12 protein-coding genes are annotated in these 20,049 nt (G+C 45.1%); 7 read left to right on the forward strand and 5 right to left on the reverse strand.

Annotated elements, in window-relative coordinates:
- Window positions 1-6 precede the first annotated feature (6 nt).
- From QE390_RS23665 to QE390_RS23675, 3 genes are all read left to right on the forward strand, one after another.
- Entirely contained in the window at window positions 7-3,669 is a 3,663-nt protein-coding gene (locus tag QE390_RS23665) for a BamA/TamA family outer membrane protein (RefSeq protein ID WP_307144183.1), read from the forward strand.
- Window positions 3,670-3,705: 36 nt separating this feature from the next.
- Window positions 3,706-4,875: a Pycsar system effector family protein gene (locus QE390_RS23670; RefSeq protein WP_307144184.1), complete on the forward strand. Its 1,170-nt coding sequence runs from the start codon at window positions 3,706-3,708 to the stop codon at window positions 4,873-4,875.
- 632 nt (window positions 4,876-5,507) lie between these two features.
- Window positions 5,508-5,918 (forward strand): response regulator, encoded by a 411-nt coding sequence (locus QE390_RS23675; RefSeq protein WP_106636022.1) that lies wholly within the window; start codon window positions 5,508-5,510, stop codon window positions 5,916-5,918.
- Between the two features lie 4 nt (window positions 5,919-5,922).
- Here the strand turns inward: QE390_RS23675 and QE390_RS23680 are convergent, their stop codons facing one another.
- The 4 genes from QE390_RS23680 to QE390_RS23695 form a co-directional block, all read right to left on the reverse strand.
- Window positions 5,923-7,683, reverse strand: coding sequence for an ATP-binding protein (locus tag QE390_RS23680; protein ID WP_307144185.1), 1,761 nt, complete (start codon window positions 7,681-7,683; stop codon window positions 5,923-5,925).
- 318 nt (window positions 7,684-8,001) lie between these two features.
- Window positions 8,002-9,225 (reverse strand): PQQ-dependent sugar dehydrogenase, encoded by a 1,224-nt coding sequence (locus QE390_RS23685; RefSeq protein ID WP_106636164.1) that lies wholly within the window; start codon window positions 9,223-9,225, stop codon window positions 8,002-8,004.
- Between the two features lie 351 nt (window positions 9,226-9,576).
- Window positions 9,577-11,952: an alpha-L-rhamnosidase N-terminal domain-containing protein gene (locus tag QE390_RS23690; protein WP_307144186.1), complete on the reverse strand. Its 2,376-nt coding sequence runs from the start codon at window positions 11,950-11,952 to the stop codon at window positions 9,577-9,579.
- 25 nt (window positions 11,953-11,977) lie between these two features.
- Window positions 11,978-12,853, reverse strand: a complete 876-nt coding sequence (locus tag QE390_RS23695) for a PHB depolymerase family esterase (RefSeq protein WP_307144187.1) — start codon at window positions 12,851-12,853, stop codon at window positions 11,978-11,980.
- A gap of 438 nt (window positions 12,854-13,291) precedes the next feature.
- On the opposite strand from QE390_RS23695, the gene QE390_RS23700 reads away from it, so the two are divergent.
- From QE390_RS23700 to QE390_RS23715, 4 genes are all read left to right on the forward strand, one after another.
- A complete protein-coding gene (locus QE390_RS23700; RefSeq protein WP_307144188.1) occupies window positions 13,292-15,694 on the forward strand; it encodes a TonB-dependent receptor in 2,403 nt (800 codons plus the stop codon).
- Between the two features lie 712 nt (window positions 15,695-16,406).
- The gene (locus QE390_RS23705) at window positions 16,407-16,994 is read left to right on the forward strand and encodes a hypothetical protein (RefSeq protein WP_307144189.1); all 588 of its coding nucleotides are present in this window, start codon (window positions 16,407-16,409) and stop codon (window positions 16,992-16,994) included.
- A gap of 340 nt (window positions 16,995-17,334) precedes the next feature.
- Window positions 17,335-17,757 carry a hypothetical protein gene (locus QE390_RS23710; protein ID WP_307144190.1) on the forward strand — a complete coding sequence of 141 codons (423 nt, stop codon included), beginning with the start codon at window positions 17,335-17,337 and terminating at the stop codon, window positions 17,755-17,757.
- A 275-nt stretch (window positions 17,758-18,032) separates the two neighbouring features.
- Entirely contained in the window at window positions 18,033-18,440 is a 408-nt protein-coding gene (locus tag QE390_RS23715; RefSeq protein ID WP_307144191.1) for a Dabb family protein, read from the forward strand.
- Between the two features lie 52 nt (window positions 18,441-18,492).
- Here the strand turns inward: QE390_RS23715 and QE390_RS23720 are convergent, their stop codons facing one another.
- A complete protein-coding gene (locus QE390_RS23720) occupies window positions 18,493-19,995 on the reverse strand; it encodes a glycoside hydrolase family 30 protein (protein ID WP_307144192.1) in 1,503 nt (500 codons plus the stop codon).
- Window positions 19,996-20,049 lie beyond the last annotated feature (54 nt).

Below are 20,049 nucleotides of genomic sequence, written 5' to 3' on the forward strand. Positions count from 1 at the left end.
GAACGGATGAATACCTTCCTGAACTTATATAAATTAATAGCATTCTTAGGATTAGCTTTCTTCCTTTCATCGGGCCTTACCTACGCTCAGCAGACCAGACCTGATTCGGTTCGGCATCGGTTGGTATTAATTGGTGATGCGGGGCGGTTATACAAGGGGAAAAATCCGGTGGTAGATGCCGTTCGCAATCGGTATTCCTTTGACGATCTACATACGACACTTTTGTATCTGGGAGATAACGTATATCCCAGAGGTTTATCTGATTCAAGCTCGCCGGATTATGATTCACTAACAACGATTTTGCGGTACCAGGCTGCCTTAGGGCTCAACAAATCGTCTCAGGTTCTATTCATTCCAGGTAACCACGACTGGAGCAAAGATCACGCCGACGGATGGGAAAAAATCAAACGGCAGGGCCAGTGGCTTGACAGTTTGCACGCTCCCAATATACAGCTCTTGCCCAAAGGCGGCTGCCCCGGACCGGAACTGGTGAACCTCAATGATCATCTGGTATTGATTATTATTGATACCCAATGGTGGTTACACCCTAACGAAAAGCCGGGGAAAGAATCGGATTGTGCCTGTAAAACCCAGGATGAAGTGGTCGCCCGACTTTCGGAACTGGTTTACCTGAATAAAGATAAAGGTATTATTCTGGCTACGCACCAGCCCTTTCGTAGTTATGGCATTCACGGAGGTTACTATACGCTAAAGCAACATATTTTTCCGCTGACGGATATAAACCCCAAGCTTTACATTCCTTTACCCCTCATCGGTTCCATCTATCCGATTGCCCGGGGTGTGTTTGGAACGGTTCAGGATTTACCCAACCCTATTTACAAACACATGGCCCAAGTGCTGGAAAAGGCCCTGGAGCCCGCCCCCAACGTCGTGTTTGTCTCAGGACACGACCATGCCCTCCAACACATCGTTGATCATAATCGGAATTTCATTGTCAGTGGGTCAGGCATCAATCGGGAACGGGTAAAAAAGGGTAAGAAAGCTTCATTCGTGAGTGGCGAATGGGGTTATGTCGTTCTTGATGAATTAACGGATGGCCGCGTTCGGTCAGATTTTTATACGGTTAATGAAGCCGCCGAGGCTACGCTGGCTCACTCGGCTACACTTTTCAGAATTAACTTGACAACGCCATCAAATTCTACTCGAACGCCCACCCAAACCTGGCCTGATTCGGTTCACGTTTCTATCGCGTCGGATTACGATAAAGTCAGCAGATTTCATCGGCTTCTTTTTGGCGAAAATTACCGAAAAACCTGGGCTACGCCCGTTTCCTTTCCGGTTTTTGACATTAACAAGGTGGAGGGTGGATTTATGATTCTCCAACGCGGCGGCGGCCAGCAAACGAAATCGTTACGGCTGAAAGACGCTTCCGGTAAAGAATGGGTTTTGCGAACCATCCAGAAAGCCCCCGAAAAAGCCCTTCCCGATTACCTCCGCCAAACCGTTGCCCGCGATGTCATCCAGGATCAAATTTCGGCGGCTTTTCCCTTTGCTCCGCTGGTAGTTCCAGTTCTGGCCGAGGCGGCGGCGGTACCACATGCCCACCCACGGCTCTTTTTTGTGCCCGATGATCCAGCCCTGGGCATGTATGGCGTTGACTTTGCCAATACCGTTTGCTTGCTGGAGGAACGCAATCCTGATTCGGACAAAAGCGTAAGTACGCCGAAATTGCTGGAAGCTTTACAGAAAGACAATGATAATCAGGTTGACCAACAAGCCGTTTTGGAGGCTCGACTCCTGGATTTATTGATAGGCGACTGGGATCGGCACGAGGATCAATGGCGTTGGATTAGTCATAAAACTAAAAACGGGAAAGTCTATCAGCCCGTCCCCCGTGACCGCGATCAGGTCTTTTTCAAGTCTGATGGTTTATTCCCGTATATCGCTTCCCGTTCGTGGATTCAGCCCAAATTTCAGGGTTTTCGGGAAAATCTGTCCAACGTGAACGGTTTCATGTACAATGCCCGTTACTTTGATCGGCTCTTTCTGAATAACTTAAGTCAGGCCGATTGGGAAAAGACGATTGCCAAGCTTCAATCGGCCTGGAGCGATGCGGTGTTTGAAAAAGCCATCCAGACCTTGCCCGATCCTATTCGCCGGCAATCGGGTGATGAAATTTTAAAAACGCTCAAAGCCCGCCGGGATCGCCTGCAAAAGTATGGCCTTACCTATTATCGTTTTTTAGCCAAAGAAGTAGACATTGCCGCTTCGGATAAGATGGAGCGTTTCAGTATTGAACACCAGAATGACGGCAAAATAGCTCTTCACATTTTCAAGATTGGCAAAGACAGTACGCTTAAACAGCAACTTTATTCCCGCCTTTTTGACCCCAAACAAACCCGCGAAATTCGCGTGTATGGACAGGCGGGCAACGATCAGTTTATAGTGACGGGAAAATCATCCCGAAAAATAAAAATACGCATGATCGGCGGACCGGGTTCGGATCGGTATCAGGTGAACGAAAGCAAAAAATCTGAAAATCTGATTTATGACCTTTCCACGGAAAATAATACGTTCCCGAGCAGTCAAAACGCTCAGATTCATACCTCGACTTCGGCCAGTATTAACCACTTCGATACGCACGCCTTTCAGTACGATCGACTCGCTCCCTTAGCTTCAGCGGGCTTTAACGTGGACGATGGCGTTTTGCTTGGGGCCGGATTTCAGTTGACGAAGCATCATTTCCGCAAGGCTCCCTATGTCTCCATGAATCGGTTGTTAATCAGTCATGCCCTGGCCACCAACGCTACCGCCATTAAATACGACGGAATTTTCACCAACGTACTTGGGAAAAATGATCTCTGGATTAATGCTATTTTGCGAGCCCCGGATAACGTTACCAACTTTTTTGGCATTGGAAATGAAACGGCCTATGATAAAAATCGCCGCATCCGATACTACCGGACGCGTTACGACTTGAGCACGGTTGCCGTTACCTTAAAACGAAACCTGAGTCAGCAGGTACAGGTTACGGCTGGCCCGGTTTTTCAGTATTTCAACGTAGATCTTGAAGACAACAGAGGCCGCTTTCTGGAAGATTATCTAAACACCTTACCTGAAAACCGAACCTTTTTGCGGCAACAGGCCTACGCTGGGTTTCAGGCCTCGTTTTTAATTGATAATCGGAATCACCCCACCCTGCCTACCCGGGGACTGCACTGGGACACGCGGGCAACCACGTTGCAGGGTTTTGGTAATGACCGCAATCATTTGAGTCAGTTTACGACGGATCTTAGTATTCATGCCAGTTTCAGCCAAAAGGCCCGATTTGTGATTGTGAATCGTTTGGGCGGAGGATTAACGTACGGAAACCCAGCCTTTTATCAGTTACAGTACCTCGGTGGACAAGATAACCTTCGCGGTTTTCGAAAGTACCGTTTTGCCGGAGATAAAATGGTCTATCATAATATCGAACTGCGAACGAAGCTTTTTGATTTCAACTCCTATTTATTCCCGGGAACGGTTGGTTTGACCCTCTTCAATGACGTAGGTCGCGTATGGGCCAGGAATGAAACCTCCCAAAAATGGCACGATGGTTACGGAGCCGGGCTGTATATTTCACCAGCTCAACTCCTGATTTTTAATGCCTCTGTGGCTTTTTCCAACGAAGGTGCGTTACCGTATGCTTCGCTGGGTTTCCGTTTTTAAGCATAAACCTTTTACCTTACCAAAAAAATTGATGTAATGATGGAGTTGGATCTTTCTCAGGTTGAAGCACATGTCGTTCAGACGTATCAGGATCGAGTGGTCCCTGAGCTGGTCTATCATACCCTAACGCATACACGGGAAGTCGTAGCAGCGGTGCATACCCTCAGTCAGCATTATCAGTTGAGTACAGAACCTTATCAGATCGTGATGGCAGCCGCGTGGTTTCATGATTTGGGTTACCTCTATGGTTCAGCCGCCGAGCATGAACAGAAAAGTGCTGAACTGGCCGCCGATTATCTGAACAAGAAAGGCTTTAGTGACTCTTTCATAGCTCAGGTTCGGGCCTGCATTTTAGCCACCCGGATGCCTCAAAAACCGAATACTTTGCTTGAAGAAATCATCTGCGATGCCGATCTGTGTCACCTGGCTAGTGCTGATTACAAAGAAAAATCGAAACTGCTACGGCAGGAAGTAGAATTACTGAAGGGCTATACGCTTTCGGGAGCAGACTGGCGAACAGCGAATATACTGTTTTTTCAGAATCACCAGTATTTCACCCACTACGCCCGCAGCATCTACCAGTCGGGTAAAACCGCCAACCTTGAACGCTTACTGGAAAAACAGGATAAAAAAGAGCAAACAGAAGTTCCTGAAAAAAAGAAAAAGAAAGATAACCCCGAACGTGGCATCGAAACGATGTTCCGCACTACCTCTTCCAATCACCTTCGACTGAGTGAAATTGCGGATAGTAAAGCGAACATCATGATTTCCGTCAATTCGATCATGGTGTCGGTTGTGGTGTCGGTGCTTTCGCATCGTCTTGAAAATCACCCTTCTTTGATTCCCCCTACGGCTCTGTTTTTATCAACGGCAGTCCTTACCATCATTTTTTCCGTACTGGCAACGCGACCTAACGTTACGCAGGGGACCTTTAGCCGGGAAGACATTGAGCAGCAAAAAGCGAATTTGCTATTCTTCGGCAACTTTTATAACATGAGTCTTAAAGATTACGAACACGGTATCTCGGCCATGATGCATAATTCCGATTTTTTATACGGCAGTATGACTCGTGATATTTATTATCTGGGTGTGGTTTTAGGTAAGAAATATAAGCTTCTTCGCATTGCCTATAACATATTTATGTTTGGTTTTGTGGCATCCATTCTGGCCTACTTGTACGTGTTTCTGTTCATTGATGAAGCGTAGAATGAATGCACAAAACTTAGTTTTATCTATGCTAATAAGCTAATTATTAGCCGATTCAGTTCATCAATGAAAAAATACATTGTAAGCGTTACAAAATTTAATAGATAGCCTGTTGGCCTTGCCTTCTTAACTGAATTGAAAAGTGTAAAGCAGCCCCTTCAGGTTCCTGAATACCTGAAATTGATGAAAACACAGAACAAGCCTTACCGGGTTTTCGCTGAAAGTTTACAAGTAGGGAAAATTCAGGAGGTTTCGGCTGATACAAGTTTTGAAGTCTTTTATATCAACGATAATAAGTAATGAATAGCATAACGAATCACCGTTATTTGTTAGTAGTTCAAAGGCGTATAGGTATACTAGTTCAAAACCTAATCTCTCGGTGTTTTTGTAAAATACATCCTGTGAATTAATTACGGTCAGGCCTCTGTTTTAATAGTGATCCATTTTTATTACTTTACACATTCATCTGATCTATGCTAATCACTAATTGATGTGATATAGGTCTACATAAGTCAGAAAATTAGCAAATGAAAATAGAGTTAATAAGATTAAGTGTATTTTTGTCCAGTTAGTAAATAATTACTATTCCCATTTTGGGTCCTACTACCCTACTACCCCGCTCTTATAAATTTATGTCTAGCTCCTTTGTTATTCTGGTTGTTGAAGATGATGATGATGACCGCCTCTTGCTCGAAACAGCCATGCATAAGTCCAAGTTGAACTGCCAACTGGCTTTTGCCCGGGATGGAGAAAATGCCCTTGACATGCTGGAAACGATGGAGACGCCTCCAGCCCTGATTATAACTGACTTGAACATGCCTTTCATGGACGGCATGGAGTTTGTACGGGAACTCAAGAACTCTTCCAGCTGGTCTAAAATACCCGTAATCATGCTATCTACCACCACGACTGAGTCTACGATCCGACAGGCTTACGACAATGGAGTCAGTAGTTTTATCAGCAAACCTCCTACGTTTGAAGGTTTACAGCAAGTCTGGCAACAATTATATAAATCATGGGTGATGCCGACTCAGGGTAGTTAACAGCTTACGCTGGTAGATATACGTGGAAGGTAGCTCCTTTATTTACTTCGCTCTCCGCGTAAATCGCTCCACCGTGATTCTCTACTACACGCTGACAAATAGCCAGGCCAATACCCGTACCTGCAAATTCCTGTTTACTGTGCAGGCGTTCGAATACCCCAAAAATTCGGCTGGCGTACTTAGAATCAAAACCAACCCCTTCATCTTTTACGCGTATCAGATGATAGCATTCCGCTTTAGCAGTAGGTTTAAGTGATTTTGGAAAATCCTTTTCCAGTACTAATTCAGCCGCAATACTAATACGGGGCATCTGGTCTCTTTTGGTGAATTTCAGAGCATTCGAAATCAAATTCTGAAAGAGCTGTCCCAGTTGCATCGCATCTCCTCTGACCGTGGGCAAAGGTTCAATACTGATGATGGCACCAGACTGTTCAATGGTGAGTTCCAGCGTTTCCAGGACTGAGGTGATGATTTGCTGCAACGAAATGGTGTTAAACTCATCGGAAGGAGATATGAGCCGCGAATAAGCAAGCAGATCATTAATTAAGGTTGACATCTGCTCTCCAGCTTTATACATCCTCGAAAGCATCATCAGTCCCGATTCATCGAATTGCTGCTCGTACTTCTGACTGAGTAAAGAACTAAAGGTCTGAATTTTTCGAAGGGGTTCCTGTAAATCATGGCTAGCCACATAAGCAAATTGCTGTAACCGGTCATTTGCCCGTTGCAATTGCTTATTCAATTCCTGCAACTCTTCGTTAGAACTTACCAATTCTTCATTGGTTGCCTCCAGTTCCTCCGTGCGGAATTTCACCACCTGCTCCAGATGTTCGGAAAGGTCACGGTATTGAGCCTCCCGTTCTTCCACCTGTTGCCGGATCCGAACCTGGTCAGTTATTTCAATGACCGCAACAATTACACCCGTATTTTCTCCGATTTCATTTTTGAGTACGGAGCAGGTATAGTGGTAATAACCGGTATAGGGTTGCCCAAACCGAATCAGTTCCTGTTTTTCTTCGGGTTGAATATACGTTTCTCCCGTTGCCAAAACCTGCCGCAATCGACCCATAAGGGAGGTAACCGTCAGTTCAGGCACGACTTCCATGAATGTTTTCCCAATAATGGATCGGTCCCGGCCCAGAAGCGTTAACATGCTTTCATTCACCATCTGAATGACCATATTTTCGCCCATAAATACACATTTGGCAACTGGCGAACTATGAAATATCTGTTGAGAAAATGCTTCACTGATTTCCAATTGCTGCTGGCTTACCACGGTTTGCGTAGTTTCGGTGCAGTTAACCAATACTCCTACAGGATGATTTTCCTCATCATAGATTGGACTATAACCGAAGGTCCAATAGGAATCGAGTAAAGTGCCGTATCGATAATGTGGTATGAGCAGATTTTCCATATACACCCCCTCACCCTCCAACACCTGATCAATCAGAGGCTTAATAATCCCCCAGGATTCAGGCCAGCACTGATAAGCACTTTTCCCAAGAAAATGGGGATGCCGACCACCGGCAACCAGCAGATCCCGGTAGGCATCATTATAAAATTGAATAAGTTCTTTACCCCACCACACAAACATGGGGACTTTGGCATGTAAAATGAGCGGGATAATCGTTTTAAGACTGGAAGGCCACTGATCGGGCGTCTGCAACGGACAACTGGACCAGTCATAGGTTCGAATTAACTCTCCCATTTCCCCCCCGCCCTGCAAAAAGGCATAGGTCGGTAGGTCTTCATATATATTTTCCATGTATTCAGACACTGTACTTTAATAAGGTTGATCGTGTTGGATAAAATGCTAAAAATATGAACCAGCTCAGGTAGGTTCCCCTATCAAGGCTGTCCATAATTAGCAATAAGTACTTAAATAACCACATTAAATTTAAACTCAACTATATAATTTTTTATTTTAAATGAATTTTTTACATAAATAGCCTAAGAAAATGTAGGTTGCTTCTCATGATTACCTCTTGATGTAGCACTCATTAATATAGGATTTAATTTTCAATAATAGAAAAGGAGCACTGTTTCCAAATGCTCCTTTTTGTGTTATCGAAAAATACTCAGACTACTTTTTAGAGATTCGATACAGTTTCCCCTGATCCGTAATCGCGTACAAAGCTCCGTCTTTACCTTGGGTAATGTCCCGGAACCGCTGGCCTTCTTTCTCAAGGAGGCGTTCTTCGCCAACGACTTTGTTATTTTCAATCACCAGTCGGGCAATGTGTGTACTGCTCAATCCGCTGATGAAAAGATTATTTTTCCACTCAGGAATAGCATCACCCGTATAGAAGGTAATTCCACTGGGAGAAACGACGGGGTCCCAGTAATAAACAGGCTGTTCGAGCCCTTCTTTTTGCTGGATACCTTCGCCTACTTTGGGTCCGGCGTACTCGATCCCGTACGTGATTGTAGGCCAGCCGTAGTTTTTACCCGGCTCGATGCGGTTCAATTCGTCGCCACCCCGAGGACCGAATTCGGTTTCCCAAAGATCACCCGTAACCGGGTGGAATGCCAGCCCCTGTACGTTACGGTGACCGTATGAATAAATCTCAGGTTTAGCATCCGCTTTTCCTTCGAAGGGGTTTCCAGCCACGGCTTTCCCGTCTTTAGTAATTTTCAGGACTTTCCCCAGACTTGAATTCAGAAATTGAGCCTGCGGACGCGTAACGGTATCTGAACGCTCACCAGTGCTGACCACGAGATTTCCATCTTTGTCAATCAGAATGCGTCCTCCATAGTGTAAATCGCCTTTATAGGCGGGGGTAGCCCGGTAGATAACCGTTGCTCCTTCAATCTTTTTCTCGTCAGCCGAAAGCTTTCCTTTCGCTACAGCCGTCAGATTACCGTCAGGGCGTTTTTCAGAAAACACCCAGTAAATCATGCGATTTTGCTCAAAATCGGGGTCTACCCGAATACCCAGCAAACCACCCTGGCCATCAGGATTAACAGTTGGAATCCCCGTAATAGGTTCGCTCAGTTCACCCGTCACTTTGGCAATACGCATCGTCCCTGATTTCTCAGTAATGATGAGTCGACCATCGGGCAGGCTGGTAATACCCCAGGGATTTTTCAGGCCATCACTAATGGCTTTTGATTCGTAAGGGGTTGAAGTTTTGACACCCGCAATACGCGTTTGTCCTTCGAAAGCCGGTTTGTAAGCTGAGTTAGGCTCCTTGGTTTCAACGGGGGCCAACGTACTATCGGCAGAACCTTCGTGCGAAGGCTTTTTTTCTGAACAGGAAGCCAGGGCTACGGCGGCAGCCAATAGAGTCAGGATAGGTTTAGTCATTTTTTTAAGGGCGTGATCTACGTTCAAAAACAAAACTATGAAACGCCTAGGCTTGTTTTCAAGCGAAAATCAGGCATAAAGGAGTGTAGAAAATAGAACTACTAAAGTAACACAACAGAATTAAAGCCGGGTTCATCAATGGAAGTAAGCTCTATCATTCTTTGATTTTCATAAAGCTTTTCTACCTTGCAAAGCTTTTCATAAATCGCGTACAAACAATTGAAATTCAGAGTTTTAGTTATCAATTAATAAACTTTTACTTTAGAATTAAAATTCTACCAATTCTTGACTACAAGTTACCTAATCAATAAAACCAAAGTGACAAGCTGTCACTTTGTCCCTTTGGTTAACTTATTCTTTTATATGGAACGTATTACTTCCTGGTTTTAGAGGGTAACTCTTTCCTTTCCAGATGAATTCTCCTTGGATAGAAGTCTGAATAATCATCTGCCATTCCGACTCCTGTAGTTCGTAGGACACCGTAATGGGACCTCGGGAATGCGGGATGGTCCCCGATGCTTTTTTCAGGTTACCCAAATGGGGCTCAATTTTTACTTCACTAAATCCCGGAGACTGGCTATCAATGCCTAAAACCGTTCGATATAACTCAATATTAGGACTGGAGCCCCAGGCATGACAATCCGAGCGAGACTCGTTAATATCTGACATTTCGGCCCAGGTTGTTAGTCCCATGGACAGGTTTTCACGCCATTTTCCCAACCATTGCAGATACTCATTCCCCAAGCCAGCCCGAATACAGGCCTGATGCAAATAGTACTTGAAATAGATGGAGGCAGGAGCTAGGTTATGGTCCTGTAACAGGCGTTGAGCCAGGTCTTTTGCCTCCGCTCCGGTTACAACCCCAGTCAAAATCGCCAGTGCATTACTATGCTGGGAAAATCGGTCTTTTTCCATTCGATCCGCAAAAAGCTTCCGTCGAGGCTCCCAATATTTTTGCTTAACAGACGCTTTTAATACTTCAGCCTGCTTAACATACCGACGACTGATTTCCTCATAACCTAATTCCCTTTCCAGCTCAGCCGCTGCCTGATAAGCCCATAGTAACTGTAAATCCACCACACAGGAGCTCCCATCCTTGCTTTTCGGAGCGACGCCATCATTCCAGTCGCTGGCCGTTACCCAATCCGTAAACACCCAATAAGGCAGACCCGTTAATGAACCGTCTGGCTGTTGATACTGCTGGAAATAGGCAAGAATCTGGCGTACGCCGTTCAGTTTAGCTTTGATAAAAGCCTGATCGTTCCCATACTTCCAGTAATCATGCAGCATCCCGATATACCACAAGGAGAAGGTAGGAATGTACTGCGGCGTGTAAGAAGGATGGCGACTGAGGGTAACTCCCTCCGGCTGTCGGGATTGATCCATTTGACTAAGAGCCTGCTTTACTAGTCGGTCATCACCTGTATTATAAAGCGAAATCAAAGCCTGAATGCGGGCGTCGCCGATGTATTGCAACTGCTCATAATACGGACAATCCATATACGTTTCTACCGCACAAAGGCGAGCGGTGTGCCATCCTACTTTGATAATCTGCGATAATTCAGGCTGGTCACTTTCAAAATGGGCCTGATAGGTAAACGGGTAACCCGTAAACACACTGCTAAAATCCTCCAGAATAAGCGGTTCGTCTTTGGTAATGACCTTCACTTCGACGTAACGAAAAGTCCGCCACTGAAGGGTAGTAAAGCGTTGTGCCGGACTTCCATCCGCCAATAAGCTATCTTTCCTTCCTATGATCACTTTCCCCTCTACCTCATTTCGATTGCCTTTGACGGGAAATTTCGAATATAGAGCTTCAGTATAGTGCAAGGTGATCGACGCATCTTTTCCACCCTGAAAAGAAAGAACGGGATAAGCATTGGTCAACTCTCCCTGATCAAACAACAACGTTGCAGTGGAGTGGGCAGGAATGGTTAAGGCGGAGACTTTCGCCGGGTAACCTTCGGGAATTCTGACACCAGCCGCCCGACGAATCTGAGCAAAACGCTGCGGCTTGAGTTCCATTTCGGGAATGGTCGCCGGGGTTAACATCCAGCCACTGACCGTCCCAAAACCGCCTTTCACATCTTTAGGCACACCCGGCATGAGTAATCGGGCAGCAGCCCAGCGGCTGTCATCAAAATCAGCGTTTCTCCAGTTTCTAAGGGCTGAATTCATCTTTACAAATTCGCCCGGACCTGCTACGTAATACGCCTGCATTTTCACTGGAATGGGCTGATAATCTGTCTGCTGAAACGTTTTCCAGGTTTCGTTCGTGTTAATTCCGGCCTCGCTCGCAGTGTTCCCCTGAATAATCAATCCCGTTCGAAGCGAAATCTGGGCCTCGGGTCGGAATTCTCCTTCATTCCAAACCTCCGCCGCAATGAGGTTATCTCCGTCTTTCAGAAGACCTGAAATATCCAGCGTTTGGTAATGCCAGTGCTGCAAATCGCCCCGAATGGGCCCCATGGAAGCAAGGTTACCGTTTACATAAAGCTTGTAACGGTTATCCGCAGAAATATGAATTATATATTGCTCGGGCCGGATGGGTAACCGAAGCGTTTTCCGAAACAGATAGACCCCGTAACCCTGAGGAGAAATACTGGCAGGAGAAATCCAGTGAGCCGCCCAGGGTTTTTCCAGAATATCGGGATGAATGGACTGAGCCAAACCAGACGTTGCAAGCATAGTAAACCAGACGTAAAGAATCCAGATTTTTACATTCATGTGCGTACCCTTTGAATCAACCTCCTTAGTTCTGACGTAGAAAAAAACGAAGGGCTTCTACGTGTACATCAATGTCATGGGGGTAATCGTGTTTCCCGCCAATTACTTTCAATAAAATCACATCTGGTTTATTTCGGGCCTGATACGAATATTTTTCAATCGTTCGGCCATCGTTTGGGTCCGTATCGGGAAGTTTTTCCAGCTTGGGTTTTCCCTGATAACCCGCCAAATCAGCCCAGTAAGCCAAGGATCGTTCGGTGGAACGTACCCGGCCCATGTTCATAGCTGGTCCTAAGTCAACGACCCCGCCCTGGTAAGGGTTTACATTATCTTCTGTCCCGTTGATAATCATAATCGGGACCGCCTTACCCGCCGGTACGCAGTCCATGTTATCCGTATCGGGTAAATTGGCGATAATGGCCGTAACCGCCCGAAATTGTTCAGGCATGGTTAAAGCCAGTTTGTAAGCCATGTGTCCACCCCCTGAAGTACCCACCGCAAAAACACGCTTGGGATTAACTCCGTATTTTTTTTTGAAATAGCCGATCATGCCCGCAAAGAACGCCTGCTCGTTCACGTCTTCCTTATTGGCCAGAGCCGGAGACGCTTTACGGCATTCGTTCCAGTAGCGTTTATAGCCGCTGGGATAGACCACTAAAGTGTGGGAAGCTTTTGCTTCTTTTTCCATCGCCTCGGTCGAACGCATCATGTCGCGACCATTTCCTCCTGATCCGTGCATGACGAAAACCAGATTTTGAGGTTTTTCGGTGGTGGCAGGTTTATTGAAGTAAAAGGTCCGGTAATTTCCTTCAATTTGAAGCGAATCGCTCATGACCTGAGCTCGTAAGCTTTGCAAACTAACTAACGTAAAGAAACAAAAAAGTGAAAATCGACTGAACATGTTTCAAGAGGTTTAGTAGAAATGATGCAACGAATATCGGACCAGCGGGACACAATAATCCCAAAAGAATTGAAATCTTTAGTATTTCTACGGAATTGCAGAGGTGAATACCGAATCTTGTTTATCAAAGACAAAGGGGTTCCTGTTATGCTTTCACTCCCTTCGTTCGGCAGGTGTTTGTATTCCTACCACCTATTATTTCGCGTTAGTAACGCAAACGTCTCTCCTCTTACCTTTCGACTCTCAACTGGTGATGATTTCAGAAGCCAGGACTCGCACCAGATTCCGACGATTATCAATTTTAGAAGATCCTTTAACCGATTGGGCATTTTCTTATAGAAAAAATTCTATAAGGAAGATCATATAACTTTTCTCCTGAAGTTTGTATTTCTTGCAGGAAAATTAGCATCACTCCAACTGCATTTTCTGGCTTCGCCTATGAAATATATTTACTTATTTTTTCTACTCTTTACCCATGCTGCATTTGCCCAAAATCTAACGCAAACCGTACGTGGTCGCGTGGTAGACGCCGAAACCAAATCTGCCTTGCCCGGAGCAAGCTTTCGAGTCATGCACGACTCCAGCTCGGGGGCTGGTGTCATTACCGACCCGGAAGGATACTTCAAATTGACCAATATACCCGTTGGCCGTCGCTCTTTTAGGGTTTCCTGCGTGGGCTATAACACCAAACAAATCAGCAACTTGATTGTAGTAAGCGGCAAAGAAACTGTTTTAGCCATTGAGCTGGAAAGTAATACCCAACAATTGCGAGAAGTACGGGTAAGTGGCCGAACCACGCCCAAAAATGAGATGGCCTTACTCAGCTCTCAACCTTTTTCAGTGGAAGAAACGGGGCGTTATGCCGCCAGCCGGGATGATCCCGCCCGGATGGCTTCCAACTTCGCGGGCGTACAGGGTTCTGACGACTCGCGTAATGATATTGTCATTCGGGGTAACTCTCCGCAGGGCTTGCTTTGGCGGCTGGAAGGCGTTAACATTCCTAATCCCAGCCATTTTGTCATTCCGGGCAGCCAGGGCGGTTCGGTTACCATGCTGAATAGTAAAACCCTGGGAAATTCTGAATTTTTTACCGGAGCCTTTCCCGCTGAATACGGCAATGCCTTGGCGGGTGTCTTTGACCTGAGCCTTCGCTCGGGTAATAATGAAAAAACAGAAGGAACACTTCAGGCAGGTCTTTTAGGCTTGGAGGGAGTGCTGGAAGGGCCTATTTCCCGGAAAAATCGTTCTTCCTTTCTGGTAGCCTATCGTTATTCTACACTTGATGTTTTTCAGAAATTAGGTATTCAGATTGGCACTTCTGCCGTACCTAACTATCAGGATTTAACCTTCAAACTCAATTTCCCGACGGCTAAAGCCGGAACGTTCTCGGTGTTTGGGATAGGAGGCACCAGTGCTATTAACATTGTTGTTTCGAAGAATGAGGATTTGCAGGAAGATTTATATGCCGACAAAGACCGTGATCAGTACTTCCGTTCATCGAGTTATACCGTCGGCGTGAAACACGACTTCCCGATTAATGCAACGACCTATCTGCGAACCATCTTTTCGCACAGTCGCCTGCGAAGCTGGGCTAATCACGACCTGATTGATTACACGGCCTCTGGACAGATGATAGGGAAGCACTACAGCATGGGGTATGATTTCAAAGATGCCCGCAGTTCCATTAATTTAATCTTAACTAAAAAATTAACTTCCTCAACTACCCTTAAAACGGGTGTTTTTCTGGATCGGTTTGGTTACAGTGACGTTGATAGCATTTTACGGGAACAGCCACGTTTTCCGGTTTCTTACTGGGAACGACGCTGGGATTACGCTACCTCGGCCTGGCTTGTGCAGCCCTTTGCTCAGGTAAAAGTGAAAGCCAGCGAACGATTAACCGTTACCGCCGGAATAAACGCTTTAGTTTATACGTTAAACTCCAATTCCAAAGGGCTTGATCCCAGAGCGGGACTTCAGTATACCTTCAATGATAAAGAATCGCTGAGTTTAGCCTACGGCATGCACCATCAGACGCAGGCGAGTTATACTTACTTTATTCAAAAACCGCTGGGGAATCAATATTCACGTTATAACGAAAATATGGGGCTAACCCGCAATCAGCATTGGGTATTAGGGTATAATCGTCGCCTGAGTGAAACCTGGCACCTGAAAGCCGAAACTTATTACCAGCGATTGGCTAAGATTCCGGTTTCCGTTCTTTCGACTTCTTCGTTTTCTTTACTCAATCAGGGCTCTACTTTTAGCAGAGCCTTCCCGGATTCTCTCGAAAATACGGGCGTGGGTTATAATGTCGGCGTTGAGTTAACCCTTGAAAAGCAGTTTAGTAAGAATTATTACGCACTGTTTACGGCTTCGCTATACGATTCAAAATACCGGGCGAATGATCAGGTCTGGCGAAATACAGATTATAACAGTCGCTTTGCCCTTAATGCCCTGGCGGGCGGCGAATGGCCCGTGGGCAAACGCAAACGTACGACGTTACTGGCAGGCGGAAAAGTAACCTGGGCCGGAGGTCGACGTTATGGACCGCTGAATGTAGAGGCTTCACTTTTGCAACGTGAGGTCGTTTTTCAGGATGCTTTGCGTAATACCCAGCAATTTCCCAATTACTTTCGAATGGATCTGAAATTAGGTTTCCGAAAAAACGCCTTAGGGCTTAATCATGAGCTCGGCATTGATCTCATCAACATCAGCGGCAGAAAAAATGTGCTGGGCGTTACCTTCGTCCCAATCCCCGGAGCAGCTCCTTCGGAGAGTTATTTAAAGCGGCAGTATCAATTGGGCTTTTTACCGCTGTTTTACTACAAAGTTGACTTCTAATGATCCTTTCCACACCTAAGCTCTTATCGCCATTAATGTTTAATTCAATGGTTGTAAAACAGAGCTTATTACCGTTTAAAACCGTCAAATAAATTCATTTCAATTGTAAAAGATCAAGTTGATTTACTCCCTTTCTGATAAGCATAGCCCATCAATAATTTTGTGTTTATTTAATAAGTACCTAGCCTAGTATTGAGAATAGCCCACTTCGAGAGAATCGTTAGAGGAACTGTTTGGTATATAATTGCCTCCCCGGATTCCATCCGGGGCTATCCAGCCTGGGGCTACTAATATTGAACCCCGCTGGGGTTATTGTTAAAATTGTAACAATAGTTTTACGAAAAATAATTCTGATAGGGTTAAACATGGATAGTCTGGGTCTATCCAGACCGGGTCTGGATGGACCCGGATGACAATCCGGGGACACGGTTAGCATTTAAGGTCATTTCATACCAGAAGGATTATATCATCAATCAGCGTCTGTCATTCAGAGCGAAGCGAAGAATCTTATGACCTTTTTCGAGCTTGTTGTATCATCCGGTAACTTGAATACATTAACCCTGCCTCATTCTACAGAAGGTCTCTCTCTTCGTTCGAGATGACAAGCGGAAAACGTTAGCTCATAGCCTATCCTTCGCTTAGAGCCAATCGAAAAATCCACTGGTGGGAGATTCCATCTCGTTCCTACGATACGGCAGGTGGAACCTGCCGTATGGATAAGGGGCTTCTCATTCCGCGAGTAAGTTACGCGAACCGTCCGGGAAGTCCCGGTAAAAATCCGGCCGTTGCGGGTCTAATGATTTACCAAACCGACCACGAACCAGGTTTCTATGCGTACCATGAGAATGCCTGGGAAAAACTGGTTCGTCAATCTGAAATAACCACCCCCAGTTACTTTTCAGGCTTAAGAGTTAACCCTGAAAGTATTACATTGACAGGCTCTAACTTTGCCATAACTCCTATTGCCTTTGATTCCTTAATGTATTCAAAAGACATCCAGATTCCTGAGGATAAAACCTCAATTAAAGTAATCAAAGGAGGTATTTATCAGATCACCTATTCTATTACGCCTAGCTCATCAACAGGTCATTTTTTTACGCATATTGTTATCAATAATAGCATTGCACGTCAGTATTCCACTATGGGTTTGAGTTCTCGATTAAATACTAGCGGAAATCACATGATCAGACTGGCGGCTAACTCAACGGTTAAGCTTGCTTTAGGAACAGGAATTATTCCCATCAGCGGTTCGGTCCACTTTATGGTGCGGGTTTCACGTCGCTTCACTTATGTTGGTTAGAATCGATTGATTAAAGTACATATACTTATGAGTATATCAAAAATTAATTAATATTTGATTATATGCATATGTCTACAATCATTTCAATATGAATAAAAAAATATATCAATTTTTTAACTATTGATAAACTAGCAAAATAAATAATCTATAAATACGTCTAAGCCGTCTTTTTTTAACGGATAAATAGTGACTTTAATGTCTTGAATATTAAAGTCACTATTTATTTTTGTAACCCACTAAGTATTTGCCGCCACTTCTAATGAAAAAATTAGTACTGTCCTTGTGCCTTCTTTGGGCATTTGGAAACGCTTCTGCACAAGTATCTGCTTCCGCATCCCCCATGCCTAAAAATTTTTGTAATGAGTTTGTCAGAACCGTTGCCAGCGGATATATTAAACTAGCTGACTTTCAAATCTTTGATCAGGATCAGAACCCCATTTATCTTACGATCAGGAAGAATAAAAACGAATACATATGGTATTTGAAGTTACCTGCTCTGGGTTGCATCAAATCAACGGATAAAGCCTATTTCGTTTTTGAAGGAGGGAGTCAGTATTCGCTTAAAATGATGGATAAGATGGATTGTAAAGGAAACGTATCCTATGACTTATCGGAACGAGAAAATCAACCCATCCTGGTCGCTTTTTTAACGAAAAGACTAACGCAGTACCGGCTTTACTCGGAACATCAATCATTCGTATCTGTCATCCCTCAACAGACCGCAGATAACATCCTTGGTGTCTTCAAATGCATGGGTTGGTAAGCGGGCTGTAAATTAGTTGCTTGTTTTTAAAACCCATCTAGCTTCGTCATCCAAACTAGCTCGCTCTAGTGAGTAGTTGACAGGAAGACCTGATCCTTGCGAAAACCTCTTCATGCAAGTGGATTTTCCCCTTTTAATGAATAGATTGCTCATCCATTGAGTAGCTTTTTTTGAATAACTTATTCGGGAAGCTATGATTAGTAATGATTCAGACATTATTGATGCCGTCATTTCCATTCTGAATTTCGGTTTCATTTACTCTAATTATCCATTTGATGAAAAACACGCGTCGTACCTTTCTTGCTAGTTCTCTTACCCTGGCCGCTGGAACTGCCGCAACGATGGCCGCCCCCGTTCCTACGGAGAAAGCCAAATATCCCCTCGTTCACCACGTTTTCTTCTGGCTTAAAAACCCAGGTTCCGTCGCTGATCGTGATAAGATCATTGCGGGTTTGAAAAGCTTGAGAAAAATTGAAGCGATTAAGGAATTACGCATTGGAATCGTGGCAAATACGGAAAAACGCGATGTAGTAGACCAAAGCTGGGCAGTTTCTGAACTTATGTTTTTTGAAAATGAGAAAGATCAGGCCAGCTACCAGACGCACCCCATTCACCAGCAATTCATCAAAGATTGCAGTGCCCTCTGGGACAAAGTAGTGGTTTACGATGCGATTGATGTATAAAGAAAAAGGCTCGGGATTTTGAAATTCCGAGCCTTTTTTACGCATTCACTTTTTACTCAGTCACTAAAGTAACTATACTTTGGGGAGCGATAGACAAGTCCGACGAGGAAACCTTCGCCACAGCCATATCCTGCGATGGAGAAGTAGTATAACTTTTCGAAAACTTCAGTGAGGCAGGCTTATCAAGCTGTAGTTTAAATGCTTCGCTGGAAGGATTAATGACCACCAGAACGACTTTACCATTCTTGTTTTTATAAGCCGAAACCAGCACCTCTTCCTGATTCGTTTCCGTCGATGCTTTGATTCGAGTGGCCTGAGGACGGATGAAACGGCTGTATTGGCCTAATGCCCAAAGCATTTTGGAGTCGTAATACTTGCCTTCTTTCTCATTCCGATCCACGTAGACTAATCCATCTTTGTAATCGTAACAGCTTAATGCCAACCACCAGTGCCAGGCCGAGGCCTGAGCGTTTACCAGGTCATTATGGATCACTTTAGCAATGTATAAAGCCGGAGTGATTCCTAAATCACGGCCCTGGGCATTGAGTTCTCCTTCGTTATCCCCCAGAATACAATACTCTGACATCCAGTAACCAACGTCGGGTTTAAGTGCCGCAGCCAACTGTTTTCTTTTCTCGACAGCCTTAGCATAAGGCGAAGTTGTGAAGTAACTATGTCCTGAAATGGCAGGGACCAGATTCGGCAGGTTACCCACGTAATTGGCTGAGCCTTTCGTAAAAAAATCCGCGATCTGGTTTTGGCGTCCTTTTCGGTTATGCTCCGAATACAGGTAATCAATCTGTCCGGCCTCAGCGATGGAGATTTTTGTAGGCAGTTTAGCCTTCAGCAAAGCCTTACTTAATGATCGGGTAATGCCCGCAATATCCGTATTAAAGAAAGGTGTTCCTTCCTGTCCTCCGTCGCTCCAGTCCCACTGCGGTTCATTCACGGGACTTATGTACTGAAAAAGAACCCCCGTTTTCTTTTTCACTCCTTTGATGGTTCCGGCTAGAAAATCGGCGAACTTATCGAAGTTGGCAGGATCTAAATTAGGCTGCTTGTTGGTAGCAAAGCCCTTATGATTTTTGGTTAACTGAACCGGCGGACTGTTGGTGAAAGCCAGAAAGGACTGAACGCCGCGTTTCTTAGCCGCTTCCAGCAACCAGAGTTGCCCCTGTTGTTTGTTCCAGTTGTAGCTTCCATCATCCTGTAAGAAGCCTTCGGCCCTACGCCATTCGTCCCGGATACCGCTTTCTTTTCCCTGCTCGGCAGTGCCGGCCCCGATGTTGAATCGCCAGAGCGAAAGACCAATGCCCTTGGGTTGACCCGTAGCCGTAGTTTCCGTTGAAAAAAGTAAATCAGCAATGGCTTCTTTCTGAGTCGCAGGCCAGTTCCCTATGAATTGTCCAGACCAGGCATCCGAAGCTCCGAAGTGCTCCACCACCTGATAACGCTGGTTAGGATCAATCTGAATGCGAATAGACTTTTCCTGCTGAGCAAAAGCGACGTTACCGCTTAAAAATAATCCGAGGATGGGTATAACAATACGTTTCATGAGGGGATGAGAAGAAAGGTTTGATGAAAAAATCCCGGTGAAGTTACCTCCACC

It is taken from the genome of Siphonobacter sp. SORGH_AS_1065 (assembly GCF_030818595.1).
Classification (GTDB): Bacteria; Bacteroidota; Bacteroidia; order Cytophagales; family Spirosomataceae; genus Siphonobacter.

Bases quoted from the DNA above. Each gene is read 5' to 3' on its own strand.
- QE390_RS23680 (WP_307144185.1), bottom strand. From the start codon at position 7,683: ATGGAAAATATATATGAAGACCTACCGACCTATGCCTTTTTGCAGGGC.
- QE390_RS23685 (WP_106636164.1), bottom strand. From the start codon at position 9,225: ATGACTAAACCTATCCTGACTCTATTGGCTGCCGCCGTAGCCCTGGCT.
- QE390_RS23720 (WP_307144192.1), bottom strand. From the start codon at position 19,995: ATGAAACGTATTGTTATACCCATCCTCGGATTATTTTTAAGCGGTAAC.
- QE390_RS23675 (WP_106636022.1), top strand. From the start codon at position 5,508: ATGTCTAGCTCCTTTGTTATTCTGGTTGTTGAAGATGATGATGATGAC.
- QE390_RS23710 (WP_307144190.1), top strand. From the start codon at position 17,335: ATGCCTAAAAATTTTTGTAATGAGTTTGTCAGAACCGTTGCCAGCGGA.
- QE390_RS23715 (WP_307144191.1), top strand. From the start codon at position 18,033: ATGAAAAACACGCGTCGTACCTTTCTTGCTAGTTCTCTTACCCTGGCC.
- QE390_RS23670 (WP_307144184.1), top strand. From the start codon at position 3,706: ATGATGGAGTTGGATCTTTCTCAGGTTGAAGCACATGTCGTTCAGACG.
- QE390_RS23695 (WP_307144187.1), bottom strand. From the start codon at position 12,853: ATGTTCAGTCGATTTTCACTTTTTTGTTTCTTTACGTTAGTTAGTTTG.
- QE390_RS23705 (WP_307144189.1), top strand. From the start codon at position 16,407: ATGGATAAGGGGCTTCTCATTCCGCGAGTAAGTTACGCGAACCGTCCG.
- QE390_RS23665 (WP_307144183.1), top strand. From the start codon at position 7: ATGAATACCTTCCTGAACTTATATAAATTAATAGCATTCTTAGGATTA.
- QE390_RS23700 (WP_307144188.1), top strand. From the start codon at position 13,292: ATGAAATATATTTACTTATTTTTTCTACTCTTTACCCATGCTGCATTT.
- QE390_RS23690 (WP_307144186.1), bottom strand. From the start codon at position 11,952: ATGAATGTAAAAATCTGGATTCTTTACGTCTGGTTTACTATGCTTGCA.